The sequence below is a fragment of the Variovorax sp. YR566 genome (assembly GCF_051992195.1).
GTDB lineage: Bacteria > Pseudomonadota > Gammaproteobacteria > Burkholderiales > Burkholderiaceae_C > Variovorax.
In genome coordinates this window covers 1,136,781-1,149,975 of sequence record NZ_CP197092.1, presented here as the reverse complement: position 1 = coordinate 1,149,975, position 13,195 = coordinate 1,136,781, and the positions used below count along the sequence as shown (strand labels likewise).

The 13,195-nt window shown below is 64.3% G+C and carries 8 protein-coding genes and 1 tRNA gene; 1 reads left to right on the top strand and 8 read right to left on the bottom strand.

The window, feature by feature from the left end:
* Positions 1 to 351 precede the first annotated feature (351 nt).
* Positions 352 to 1,611, bottom strand: a complete 1,260-nt coding sequence (locus ACTG4X_RS05305; RefSeq protein WP_097200285.1) for a glycosyl hydrolase family 28-related protein — start codon at positions 1,609 to 1,611, stop codon at positions 352 to 354.
* A 393-nt stretch (positions 1,612 to 2,004) separates the two neighbouring features.
* Here ACTG4X_RS05305 and ACTG4X_RS05300 point away from each other — a divergent pair.
* Positions 2,005 to 2,767 (top strand): IS5 family transposase gene (locus ACTG4X_RS05300; RefSeq protein ID WP_097200286.1). Its coding sequence is split into 2 segments (ribosomal slippage): positions 2,005 to 2,324 and positions 2,323 to 2,767, totalling 765 coding nucleotides; the frame shifts between segments, so codons are not numbered across the junction.
* A gap of 167 nt (positions 2,768 to 2,934) precedes the next feature.
* Here the strand turns inward: ACTG4X_RS05300 and ACTG4X_RS05295 are convergent.
* From ACTG4X_RS05295 to rpoC, 7 genes are all read right to left on the bottom strand, one after another.
* A tRNA-Phe gene (locus tag ACTG4X_RS05295) sits at positions 2,935 to 3,010 on the bottom strand.
* A gap of 24 nt (positions 3,011 to 3,034) precedes the next feature.
* Positions 3,035 to 3,736 (bottom strand): response regulator, encoded by a 702-nt coding sequence (locus tag ACTG4X_RS05290; protein WP_093057187.1) that lies wholly within the window; start codon positions 3,734 to 3,736, stop codon positions 3,035 to 3,037.
* 92 nt (positions 3,737 to 3,828) lie between these two features.
* A complete protein-coding gene (locus ACTG4X_RS05285) occupies positions 3,829 to 6,159 on the bottom strand; it encodes an ATP-binding protein (protein ID WP_440533347.1) in 2,331 nt (776 codons plus the stop codon).
* A complete protein-coding gene (locus ACTG4X_RS05280) occupies positions 6,156 to 6,731 on the bottom strand; it encodes a DUF4390 domain-containing protein (RefSeq protein WP_371127394.1) in 576 nt (191 codons plus the stop codon). Before ACTG4X_RS05280 ends, ACTG4X_RS05285 begins: the two co-directional genes overlap by 4 nt.
* 46 nt (positions 6,732 to 6,777) lie before the next feature.
* A complete protein-coding gene (gene rsmB / locus ACTG4X_RS05275) occupies positions 6,778 to 8,166 on the bottom strand; it encodes a 16S rRNA (cytosine(967)-C(5))-methyltransferase RsmB (RefSeq protein WP_440533346.1) in 1,389 nt (462 codons plus the stop codon).
* 80 nt (positions 8,167 to 8,246) lie between these two features.
* Entirely contained in the window at positions 8,247 to 8,855 is a 609-nt protein-coding gene (locus ACTG4X_RS05270; RefSeq protein ID WP_440533345.1) for a lema family protein, read from the bottom strand.
* Between the two features lie 102 nt (positions 8,856 to 8,957).
* A complete protein-coding gene (rpoC, locus tag ACTG4X_RS05265) occupies positions 8,958 to 13,193 on the bottom strand; it encodes a DNA-directed RNA polymerase subunit beta' (protein WP_440533344.1) in 4,236 nt (1,411 codons plus the stop codon).
* Between the last annotated feature and the right edge of the window lie 2 nt (positions 13,194 to 13,195).

Sequence of the window (13,195 nt, the reverse complement as noted above, 5' to 3'; positions counted from 1 at the left end):
CTTTCTAACTTTGGCGGACGTCTATTAACGACTGCGAAGTGAGTGGTGGCTGGGGTGGAATCGAACCACCGACACGCGGATTTTCAATCTATGCGACAACACAACAGGCATGCGGATTGCCGCACATTGACGGGAATAAACCCATCTTTCCGAGCTGCGCTCCTTGCGGCTTCGGAAGCGATGGTTCCCGCAGGCAGCTTGCAGCAGCCCGATGTCCGCACTAATCCCGCGCCTTCGCCTCTTGCAACTTAATGGATGCCCCATCACCACCAGAGACAACGCTCTGCCCTGCTGCTCGGAGACGTTTTCCAGCGGGCCTTGAGCAGCAGGACGCTTGGCCAGGAGGTTCGGCTACCCGATGTTTTGGCCAATCACCTTGTTCGTGCCGGTGCCGTTATCTACGACACCGCCAGACGTGTTCCCGCTTACGCGGTTGTTCGTGATGATGTAGCGATTCGAGGACCCGTTCGAGACGACGATGCCGTAGGTATTGCCAACGCCTGGGTGCGTCGGGTCGTATGCCCCTGCGCTCACATTCGTGATGGTGAAGTCCGAGACATTCGGGCCTGCGGCGATGCCGTAGAAGTGGCCTTGGACCATCCCGCCATTGATGGTCACGTCCTTGATGCCCGCGCCTTGGAACAGGATGCCAGTACCGCCCGGCCCAAAGTCGTTGTGGCAAGTGAAGTTCGTGATGTTCACATTCCCGATGCTGCCGGTGTCCGCATTGAAGAAGAAGCCGTTGGCATTCTGTTCGGCGGGACTGGTCCAGACGTTGGTGAACTTCAGCCATTCTGCGGCACCGCCTGCACCAGGCTGCACCAGAACACAGCTCCCGTAGCACGTATCGAAGTACGTGTTGGTTACGAACACTGCCTGCACTCGCTGGCTAGCTTGGGGATTGATCAGCAGCGCGATGCCCTGCTTCACGATCTCCGTATTGCTGACGGTGAGAGCCCCAACTCGCTGAACGTTAATGCCATATGTGGCCGGCCCGCTACCATCGTTCAAGAACAGCAAGCTGTCGAGATAGACATCGGAACTCGCCCGATCGATCCAGATCCCGCCGCTGCCAAAAGAAGTGCCGCCCGGCGTGGCGTCATGGAAAAGACAGTGGCTCACCCAAGCCGGCGCTGAAGGGGTGACATCCGGAATCGAAACAGCAACCCAGTGACGGTCAAAACGACACTTGTCGATGTAGCTAAAGACACCCGCGAGAACAATATAGAAGCCGTTGGTACGAGTCACGGTCGAATCGAAGCCCATCGATTCCACCCCGCTGTTCCAACCGGTGATATTCAATGAGGTTGCCGTCGGCGAAGTGATCTTAATGATCGAGGCTAAGTAGCCTGCCCCTTCGAAAACCAAACCGTTCACGGTGGAGTTCAACTGGCTACTGATCATGTACGTGCCAGCCGGGAAATAGAGCGTTCCACCACTCGAAAAAGAGTTGATGGCAGCTTGAATGGCCGCCGTGTCATCGGTGGAACCATCGCCCTTCGCGCCGAAGTCCTTGACGCTGACAACGTCGGCTAAACGCGATTCCCCCGTCCGGGCAACCGCACCAGGACGCGGTGCCGTGTAAATGACGTCGGATGCATTGGTAGGCATAGAGCAGTGTCCCTTCAAATGTGGCCATGTAGGGGCCGTGACTAGCTATGGCAGCATGCGCCGCCATTCCTAAAACACAGCATCAACAAGGCGTTCACCGGCAAAACGCCGGCATGTGAAAGACATCTTGGATGTCCGATAGACTCTCCTAGAATACTGTGTTTTCATACAGTTTAAGACTCCGCTTGAAGAGTAGGCGATGATCTTTTTTGATCGCGGGCAGCACTGATGAAAATCGATGTGGAAGACCGTTCCGGGAATGAAGCGCAGATCTCGCCACCGTCCGTCTAACGCGATCTGGGGTGCCCGAAAGTTGCGGCTCAGGCCCCCAATCGAACTAGGGCGTGTTAACACTACTGGCGTGACTCCAGGCTCATATCGGAAACTCCGGGTATGGAGATCACGCAAGCCCAATTCGAGCAGATTGCACATTGTTTGCCTACACAGAGAGGCAACGTGAGCCTGTCAAACCTGAGTGTGTTGAACGCGGTGCTGTATGTGGCCGAGCACGGCTGCAAGTGGCGCGGTCTGCCCAAGCGGTTCGGCAATTGGCACACGATCTATACACGCATGAATCGGTGGTCCAAGGCCGGCGTGCTCGATAGGGTGTTCGAGGAGTTGCAGCGCGCTCAGGTTGTGCGCATCAAGATCGAGGCCGTCTCGCTGGACAGCACGAGCATCAAGGTACATCCGGATGGAACTGGTGCGTTAAAAAAACGGGCCACAAGCCATCGGCAAGTCCCGAGGCGGATGGAACACCAAGATTCATATGGTTGCCGCGGATGCTCGAACGGCCATAACGTTCTGGCTGTCGCCCGGGCAGGCACACGATGCGCCCGAAGGCCGGGCCTTGCTGCGTCGGGTGGGTGGGCCAAACCGCCCACTGCATCTGCTGATGGATCGTGCCTACGAAGGCAACGAGACACGGCAGTTGGCGCTCGACCTTGGATTCATCCCGGTAGTGCCGCCGCTGAAGACCAGGGTCGAGCCCTGGGAGTACGACCGAGAGATGTACAAGCGCCGCAACGAAGTCGAGCGACTGTTCCGGCGCTTGAAGGGCTTCCGCCGAATCTTCTCGCGATTCGAGAAGCTCGACGTGATGTTCCTGGGCTTCATCAGCTTTGCGCTCATCGCCGACGGACTTCGATTGTGTTAACAGGCCCTAGGCGGTAGTTCCACCGAGTTCAACTTTGCTACTGCGACGCTTTTGTGGCACGTCAGTAGTGACGCTCCGCGAGCATCAGTAAACAGTGCGAAATCCCACAGTGGGAATAAAACGAAAAAAGCGCTACAGCATTGATAGCTGTAGCGCCTTGCGAAATATGGTGGCCTGGGGCGGAATCGAACCACCGACACGCGGATTTTCAATCCGCTGCTCTACCAACTGAGCTACCGGGCCATTGCATTTGTGTGCAGCCCTAAATTATACAGCGCTTCTGCGCCCTCTTGAAAGATCGACGCCAAGTTGTTTGAGCTTGCGGTACAGGTGGGTGCGTTCGAGACCGGTTTTCTCGGCGACGCGGGTCATCGAACCGTTCTCCATCGCCAAGTGAAACTCGAAGTACGCCTTCTCGAAACCATCGCGCGCATCGCGCAGCGGGCGGTCGAGGTCGAAGCTCTGGGTCGATTGCGGGCCGGCGTCGACCACGGGCACGGAAGCCAGCGAGGCCATCAGCAGGCTGTCGCCTGTCGTGGTGATGGCAGCTGCCTGGTTGCCGGTGACCGGCGCGGGCACCACGCCTGCCGCGGCGCGGCGTGCGCTCTCGCGTGCCAGGCCCTGCTCCACTGCCTTGAGCAGCTTCTGCATGGTGATGGGCTTCTCGAGGAAGGCGAAGGCGCCGATGCGCGTGGCGTCGACCGCGGTGTCGATGGTGGCGTGGCCACTCATCATGATGACGGGCATGCTCAGCAGGCCCGCGGTGGACCACTCCTTGAGCAGCGTGACGCCGTCGGTGTCGGGCATCCAGATGTCGAGCAGCACGAGATCGGGCCGTGCGCGCTGGCGCGCAGCGCGGGCTTCGGCGGCGTTTTCCGCGAGCTCCACGTTGTGGCCTTCGTCATTGAGAATTTCGAAGAGCAGGTCCCGGATGCCCAGCTCGTCATCGACCACGAGAATGTTTGCCATGAGTGCTGCTTGTTGTTTGCGCTGGTGTCTGCAATGTATTGAGGGTCCGCTGGCCCATCCATCGCCTGTGCGACGACGGAGATTCGTGCGGCTCAGGCGGCGGAAGACTTCGAATCTTCGGTGTGAGCGACCGCTGCCCGCGGCTCGCCTGCCAGCGCGAATGATAGCGAGACTTGTGCCCCTGCTACAGCCCCATCGACGACGCGGTTGGAAAGCTCGATGCGCGCGCCGTGTTCGTCCGCGATTTTCTTCACGACCGCAAGGCCCAAACCAGTACCTTTTGTTTTCGTGGTTACGTAGGGTTCGAAGGCGCGCTTCAAAATATTTTCCGCAAAACCTGGGCCGCTGTCCTGTACTGTCAGGCGCACGCGCTGCCCCGAATCGCCGAGCCGCGTGCGGATGACGACCTCGCCCGCCTTGCCCGTGCCGCTGGCGGCAGCTTCGGCGGCGTCCTGCGCGTTCTGCAACAGGTTGTGTATGACCTGGCGGATCTGCTGCGCGTCGCCGCGGATGGGCGGGCAGCGCTCGTCGAGCTCGGAGCGCAGCGTGATCGGCAGGCTCTCGGCGTTGTAGAGCTGGAGCACGTCGGTCAGCAAGGCGTTGAGGTCCACCGGCTTGAGGTCGGCTGCGGGCAGGCGCGCGTAGTCGCGGAATTCGTTCACCAGCCGCTTCATCGCATCGACCTGGTCGACGATGGTCTTCACCGACTTCACGAGCACGGCCTGTTCGGGCGGCGGGACCTTGCCCGAGAGCTTCATCTCGAGCCGCTCGGCCGAGAGCTGGATCGGCGTGAGCGGATTCTTGATCTCGTGCGCGAGGCGGCGCGCCACTTCGCCCCAGGCCTGCGCGCGCTGGGCCGAGACGATTTCGGAGATGTCGTCGAACACCAGCAGCCGCGCGGCGCCGGGCAGTTCCGCGCCGCGCGCGACGATGTTGATGGCGCCGTCCTGCTGCGGCAGGTCGGTGCCGGAGGCGTGCAGCTCGAAGGCGTGCTGCCAGTGGTCGAGGCCGTGCTGCATGCGCTCGACGAGAAAGTCGTCGAACTGCTGCTGCACCTTGGCACCGAACTCGGCCAGGCCCGGCACATCGACGAGCGCCCGGCCTTCGTAGGCCGCGAGCGGCGCGCGCAGCACACGGGTCGCGCCCGGATTGGTGGACAGCACGGTGCCCTTGGCGTCGAGCACGATCACGCCCGATGTCAGGTTGTCCAGAATGGTCTGCAGGTTGGCGCGCGCGGCGTCGAGCTGGCCCATGGTCTTCTCGACCGCGCCGCGGGCGTCGGCCAGCTGCTGCGTCATGACGGCGAACGAGCGCGTGAGGCCGCCGAGTTCGTCCTTGCCCTGCAGCACGGCGGTGGGCCGCAGGTCACCGGCCGCCACCTGGCGCACGCCGTCTGCCAGCACGAGCAGCGGCCGCGCCAGCTGATTGCCGAACAGCACGGCCAGCAGCACCGCACCGAACACAGCGAGGAACAGGCTCAGCGTGAGCGTGCCGATGTACATGCGACGCAGGCCCTCGCGCGCGAGCGCCCGCTCCTGGTATTCGCGGTTGGCCTCCTGCACGGCCAGCGCGTTGGCGACCACGGCCGGCGGCAGCGGCCGCGTGACCTGCAGATAGCGCGGCGCGGTGTCGAAGTCGAAGCCCGGCCTTTGCACCATGGCGAGTGCACGCACGCTCGCGACGGGCGGGGTTGCGCCCGGCGCGGCGGTTTCGTCCAGCCCCTCGACGTGCGCGACAGCGCGCTCGGGGCGGACCTGGCGGAACTGCTGCACCGTTGGCCGCTCGGGGTTCAGCTGGAAGCGCGAGGAGCCGGCGCTGGCCACCAGTTGCCCATTGCCGGTCCACAGGATCACGTCGGTGGCTTCGAGCTGGTCGCGGATGCGCTCCAGCACCAGGCCTGCGCTCGCATCAGGCACTTGCGCCAGCTGCGCGCTGGCGCTGCGCGTCTTGGCAGCGAGGTCGTCGGACAGCGAATCGAGCGTGGCGCGCCCGAGGTTGAGGCCGGCATCGAGCGCACCCTCGACCTTGACGTCGAACCAGCTCTCGATGGAGCGTGCGACGAACTGATAAGACACCACGTAGACCAGCGCCCCGGGCACCACGCCCACCAGCGCGAAGATGGCCGCCAGCTTGATGAGCAATCGGCTGCCGAACTTGCCTTGCCGCAGCCGCCGCAGCAGACGGAAGGCAACCCAGCCGATCACCAGCACCAGCAGCACCGCCACCACGACGTTGATGCCGAACAGGCGCACGTAGTAGCGCTCGTACAGCGCGCGGTTGTTGGTGGCCTGCGCCAGCAGGAACATCAGCACCAGACCGATGGCCGTGACCAGCGCGGCGCCGACACCAATGGCCCAGCGCGTGGCCCGCGCGCGGCGCGCGGCCGGCGTGGCCGCTGCGCCGCTGCGCCCGGAAGTGCTCACTTCTGCTTCTCCAGCGGGAGCTTGGCCGTGCGTTCGGCGGCGATGTTCCAGTCGGCCTGCCCGACCACGCCGATCTGGAACGGGCGCGGCAGCTGCGAGGTGTCGAGCCGGAAGCGGAAAGTGACCTGGTGCTGCGGGTCGTCGCCGATCTCGGCCACATCGCCCAGCCGCAGGCGGCCAATGCGCTTGATGGCATCGAGCGCATCGCCGAGGGTGTCGAAGTTCTGGTTCAGCGAGATGCCCAGGCCGGCCGCGCCGGTCATCGGCGCCGCCGACACATTGAGTCGCCAGCGCCGCGTGAGCGGCTGGTAGGCCAGCCGCATGTGGCGCGCGACCTGGGCGACCTTGCGATCGGTCCAGTACCAGCGCTCCTGGTAGAGCTCGGCCTCGGCCACGAAATAGATGGCGATGCCCTTGTCGAGCACCTCCTCCACCAGCGAGGGCAGCTCGAACTGCACGGCAGCGCTGAAGTAGACGCCATCGTCGGACTGCTCGAGGCGCATCTGGGTGATCGACGTGCCGTTGCGGCCCTGGGCGGCCGCCGGGGCCGGCAGCAGCAGGACCATCCACATGGCCCAGGCCCAGAGCAGGACGGCCAGCAAGGCCGGACAGCGCCGTTCAGTGCGGGCGCTTCTCAAGCAGGGCGTAGAAGAAACCGTCGTGGTCACCAGAGGGATTGTCCGGGACGCCACGGGCATTCGACCCGCTTTGGGGCAGCAAATGGCCTGGCGATGGCAGCAATCGTGCGTCGGTGTTGTGTACAAGAAACGCATCAATTTGTTGCGAACCCTCTTCGCGGAACACGGAGCAGGTGCAGTAAAGGAGCCGGCCGCCGGGCCGCACCAGCGGCCAGAGCGCGGCCAGGAGGGCGGCCTGCTGAGCTGCGAGCTGGGCGGTGTCGCTTTCGCGGCGCAGCCAGCGCACATCAGGATGGCGTCGCACGATGCCCGAGGCCGTGCATGGTGCGTCGAGCAGGATGGCGTCGAAGGGCGTGCCGTCCCACCATTGGTCCGGACGCCCCGCGTCGGCGACGAGCACCTTGGCCTTGAGGCCGATGCGGGCCAGGGTTTCATCGATGCGGCGGCTGCGGACGGCATCGACTTCCAGGGCTGTCACGTCGATGGCGCCGGGGGCCGCCATTTCGAGCAGGTGCGCGGTCTTGCCGCCGGGGGCGGCGCAGGCGTCGAGCACGCGCAGTGGCGCCGCCGCACCCGGCTTCGTCGGCAAGAGGCCTTCGAGCAGCAGCGGTGCGGCCATCTGCGCGGCGGCATCCTGCACCGAGCAGGCGCCGTCGGCAAAACCGGGCAGCTGCTGCACGGGGCGTGCGCGCGTCAGCTGCAGGCCGCTAGGGCCTACGCGTATCGCACCGAGGCCGACGGCTTCCAGCTCCGCCAGATAGGAAGCGGCGGTCGATTTCTGGGCGTTGACCCGCAGCGTCATCGGCGCCTGTGCGTTGTCGGCGCCCAGCACCCGTTGCCAGTCGCGTGGATGGTCGCGCTTGAGGCGCTCGATCCACCAGCGCGGGTGGTTCCATTGCGCGACGGGTTCGGTGTCGGTGGCGGCCACGAGCTCGTCGCGTTCGCGCAAGAAGCGCCGCAGACAGGCATTGATGAAGCTGGCCTGCGCCCGCGTGGCCGGGTTGCGCTTGGCGGCCTCGACGGCCTGGTCGACCAGCGTGAAGGGCTCGTAGGGTGCACGCTCGCTGTCCCACGCCAGCGCCAGCGCGGTGCACAGCAGGGCATCGGGCAGCGGCGGCGGCGTGCGCTTGGCCAGGTGGCGACGCAGCGCCTCGGCGCGGCCGAGCCAGCGCAGCACCTGGAAGCCGAGCGCCTGCACGCCGGGGCGCAGCAAAGGCTCGACCGCCTCGAAGGCAACCGAGCCCGAGGTGCCGGCGCGAATCGACGCCAGCGCCACCGCGGTCAGTTGCAGTTGGCGCCAGAGCGGAGGCTGCAGCGACGGCGCACCGTTGTTGCTGCTGGAGGAAGGATCGGAAGGTAGTTCTGACAAGTTGGGGCGATGGTAACGGGCGACCGTAAAGCCGGACGCCGTGCAATGGAAAGAAGAAAGAGCCGCGCCGGGCGCCGAACTCAGAGCAGCGGAGCGGCTGGACGCAGACGCACGGCCCATGCCACCAGCAACGCCGGAAACTGCGCGATCGCAGCGTTGTAGTGCCCCACCGCCTGGTTGAACTGGCTGCGCGCGATCTCCGCCGCGGCCGAAGGCTCGGGCCACGCGATCGGCTCGATGGCGCTGGGCACCGCGGCATCGGTCCCGGGCTGAAGTTGCGCTGGCCGCGACAGCGTGCCGTCGGCGTCGAACACCGTCACATCGTCCGGGTGCTGGCGTCGCCACGCGTTGATCCACACCTGCAGCGCAGTAGCCAGCGCGGCCATGACGCCAGTGTCCAGCGGGTGCAGCCGGGTCGCGCCGAGCAGGGTCGCGAGCTGGGTGGTCGCGGCCTGCAATGGCGCGATGGACGACAGCGACTCACCCGTTGGCGACGCCTCCGCCGGTGGCGCAGCGGTGATGCTGGCCTGCACGAAGTCGAGCTGCTTGCCCAGGGCCGCATCGAGCAGGCCGTAGGCCTGCAGCACGGCCGCGCGCAAGCGCACCAGCCGGTTGTAGGCACCGACAAACCAGAACAGCAGGACCGCGATCACGATCCAGCTGGTCAGCGATTCGGGCAATACGCTCATCGACGACAACGCCTCATCATTGAAAACACAAAGAAAAACGCCCCCCAACCGGAGGCGGTCGGGGGGCGTGGTGTACCGGTCATGGCCGGTGATGCTACCGAGTTATTCGGTCGCGGCGCCTTCGCTGGCGTCAGCCGTGCTGGCCGCTGCATCGCTTTCGGCGGAGCCTGCCAGTTCGGCAGCTTCCGATTCGGCGATGGCACGGCGCTCGGCTTCGTCCATGGCGTCCTTGACCTTGCGGGCCTGGTGGTAGGCCATGCCGGTGCCTGCGGGGATCAGGCGGCCGACAATGACATTTTCCTTCAGGCCGCGCAGCTCGTCGCGCTTGCCCATGATCGCGGCTTCGGTCAGTACGCGCGTCGTTTCCTGGAACGAAGCAGCCGAGATGAACGAGTCGGTCGACAGCGACGCCTTCGTGATACCCAGCAGCAGGTTGGTGAACGTCGCGGGGATCTTGCCGTCGGCGCGCAGGGCGTCGTTGGTGTTGAGCATTTCGCTGCGTTCGACCTGTTCGCCGGAGATGTAGCTCGTGTCGCCGATGTTGTCGACCACGACGCGGCGCAGCATCTGGCGAACGATCACCTCGATGTGCTTGTCGTTGATCTTCACACCCTGCAGGCGGTACACGTCCTGCACTTCGTCCACGATGTAGCGCGCCAGTTCTTCCGAACCCAGCAGGCGCAGGATGTCCTGCGGGTCCGCCGGGCCGTCGACCACGGATTCGCCCTTGTTCACCACCTGGCCTTCGTGCACCAGGATGTTCTTTTCCTTCGGCACGAGGTCTTCCCAGACCGTGCCTTCCGGATCGGTGATCTGCAGGCGGATCTTGCCCTTCGTTTCCTTGCCGAACGACACGGTGCCGGTCATTTCGGCCAGCATGCCCTTGTCCTTCGGCGAACGGGCTTCGAACAGCTCGGCAACGCGCGGCAGACCGCCGGTAATGTCGCGGGTCTTCTGGCCTTCGACCGGAATACGCGCCAGCACTTCGCCGGGGCCCACGTCCTGACCGTCACGGATCTGCACCAGAGCGCCGATCGGGAAGCCGATCGTCACCGAGTGGTCGGTGCCCGGGATCTTCACTTCGGCGCCGGAGGCGTCGATGAGCTTCACCTGCGGGCGCACGACCTTGGCAGCGCCGCGGCGCTTCGGGTCGATCACGACCAGGGTCGACAGACCGGTCACTTCGTCCACCTGCTTGGCAACCGTGAGGCCTTCCTCGACGTTTTCGAACTGCGTCTTGCCGGCGAACTCGGTAATGATCGGGCGCGTCAGCGGATCCCAGTTGGCAAGCACGTGGCCGGCCTTGATCTGCTGGTCGGCCTTGACCGTCAGGGTCGCGCCGTACGGCACCTTGTGGCGTTCGCGCTCACGGCCGTGCTCGTCATGGATGACGATCTCGCCCGAACGCGAAATCACGACCAGTTCGCCCTTGCTGTTGGTCACGTAGCGCATCGTGGCGTTGAAGCCGATCGAGCCGTTCGACTTGGCTTCCACGCTCGAAGCGATGGCAGCGCGCGAAGCGGCACCACCGATGTGGAAGGTACGCATCGTCAGCTGCGTGCCGGGTTCGCCGATGGACTGAGCGGCGATCACACCGACGGCTTCGCCGATGTTGATCAGGCCGCCGCGGCCCAGGTCGCGGCCGTAGCAGGTCGCGCAGATGCCGAAGCGGGTTTCGCAGGTCAGCGCGGTGCGGACCTTGACCTCGTCGACGCCTTGCGCTTCCAGCGCTTCGATGTTGTCTTCGTCGAACATCTCGCCGGCCTTCAGCAGCACCGAGCGGTTTTCCGGGTGCAGCACGTCGTCCGCAGCCGAGCGGCCAAGGATACGGTCGCGCAGCGACTCGATCACTTCACCGCCTTCGACGATGGCGCGCATCAGGTAGCCGCCGTGCGTGCCGCAGTCCTGCTCGGTCACGACCAGGTCTTGCGTCACGTCGACCAGACGACGGGTCAGGTAGCCCGAGTTCGCCGTCTTCAGCGCCGTGTCGGCCAGACCCTTACGGGCACCGTGGGTGGAGATGAAGTACTCCAGCACGTTCAGGCCTTCGCGGAAGTTCGCGGTAATGGGCGTCTCGATGATCGAGCCGTCCGGCTTGGCCATCAGGCCCCGCATACCGGCCACCTGGCGAATCTGGGCCGCGGAACCGCGGGCGCCCGAGTCGGCCATCATGTAGATCGAGTTGAAGGACTCCTGCTCGACTTCCTTGCCATGGCGGTCGATGACGCGTTGCTTCGACAGCTTGGCCATCATGACCTTCGACACTTCGTCGCCGGCCTTGCCCCAGATGTCCACCACCTTGTTGTAGCGTTCGCCGGAGGTCACCAGACCCGACACGTACTGCTGCTCGATCTCCTTCACTTCCTTGGCGGAGCGCTCGATGATGCCGTGCTTCTCGGCGGGCACCAGCATGTCGTCGATGGCGATCGAGATACCGGCCTTGGTCGCCAGGCGGAAGCCGTTTTGCAGCAGCTTGTCGGCGAACACGACGGTCTCTTTCAGGCCGCACTTGCGGAACGAGACGTTGATGAGCTTGGAGATTTCCTTCTTCTTCAGCGCCTTGTTGATGTTCGAGAACGGCAGGCCCTTGGGCAGGATCTCGGACAGCAGGGCACGGCCCACGGTGGTGTCCACGAGCGAGGTCGACGGCGTGAATTCGCCGGTTTCCTTGTTCTTGGTGTATTCCGTGATGCGCACTGCCACCTTGGCGGTGAGTTCGACTTCGTTGGCGTCGAGCGCGCGCTGCAGTTCACCGATGTCGGAGAAGATCAGGCCCTCGCCCTTGCCGTTGATGCGGTCGCGGGTCGTGTAGTACAGACCCAGCACCACGTCCTGCGAAGGAACGATCGACGGTTCGCCCGAAGCCGGGAACAGCACGTTGTTGGAGGCCAGCATCAGCGTGCGGGCTTCCATTTGCGCTTCCACCGACAGCGGCACGTGAACGGCCATCTGGTCGCCGTCGAAGTCGGCGTTGAATGCCGCGCAGACGAGCGGGTGCAGCTGGATGGCCTTGCCTTCGATCAGGATCGGTTCGAAGGCCTGGATGCCCAGACGGTGCAGCGTCGGAGCGCGGTTCAGCATGACCGGGTGCTCCTTGATGACCTCTTCCAGGATGTCCCAGACCACCGGCGTGCCCGATTCGACTTCCTTCTTGGCAGCCTTGATCGTCGTCGCGATGCCCATGGCTTCGAGGCGCGAGAAGATGAAGGGCTTGAACAGCTCGAGCGCCATCAGCTTCGGCAGGCCGCACTGGTGCAGCTTGAGCGTCGGGCCCACCACGATGACCGAACGGCCCGAGTAGTCGACGCGCTTGCCCAGCAGATTCTGGCGGAAGCGGCCGCTCTTGCCCTTGATCATGTCGGCCAGCGACTTCAGCGCGCGCTTGTTGGCGCCCGTCATGGCCTTGCCACGGCGGCCGTTGTCCAGCAGCGAGTCGACAGCTTCCTGCAGCATCCGCTTTTCGTTGCGCGCGATGATTTCCGGAGCCTTCAGCTCCAGCAGGCGGCGCAGACGCGAATTGCGGTTGATGACGCGGCGATACAGGTCGTTCAGGTCGGAGGTCGCGAAGCGGCCGCCGTCCAGCGGCACCAGCGGACGCAGGTCCGGCGGCAGCACGGGCAGCACGTCGAGCACCATCCACTCGGGCTTGATGCCCGACTTGCGGAAGGCTTCCAGCACCTTCAGGCGCTTGGAGTTCTTCTTGACCTTGACTTCGGAGCCGGTCAGGTCGCCGCGCAGGCGTTCGATCTCGCTGTCGAGTTCGATGCCTTCGAGCAGATCCTTGATGCCTTCGGCGCCCATCTTGGCGACGAATTCGTCACCGTATTCCTTGCGCTTCGCGTCGTAGTCGTCCTCGGACATGATGCCGAACTTCTTCAGCGGGGTCATGCCGGGGTCGGTGATCACGTAGGCTTCGAAGTACAGCACGCGTTCGATGTCGCGCAGCGTCATGTCGAGCACGAGGCCCAGGCGCGACGGCAGCGACTTCAGGAACCAGATGTGGGCGCAGGGCGCGGCCAGGTCGATGTGACCCATGCGCTCGCGACGCACCTTGGTCTGCGTGACTTCAACGCCGCACTTCTCGCAGATCACGCCGCGGTGCTTCAGGCGCTTGTACTTGCCGCACAGGCACTCGTAGTCCTTGATGGGGCCGAAGATCTTGGCGCAGAAGAGACCGTCGCGCTCGGGCTTGAACGTGCGGTAGTTGATCGTCTCGGGCTTCTTCACCTCGCCGAAAGACCACGAACGGATCTTCTCGGGCGAAGCCATGCCGATCTTGATGGCATCGAAATGCTCATCAGGCGTGAATTGCTTGAACAGGTCGAGTAGCGATTTCATAA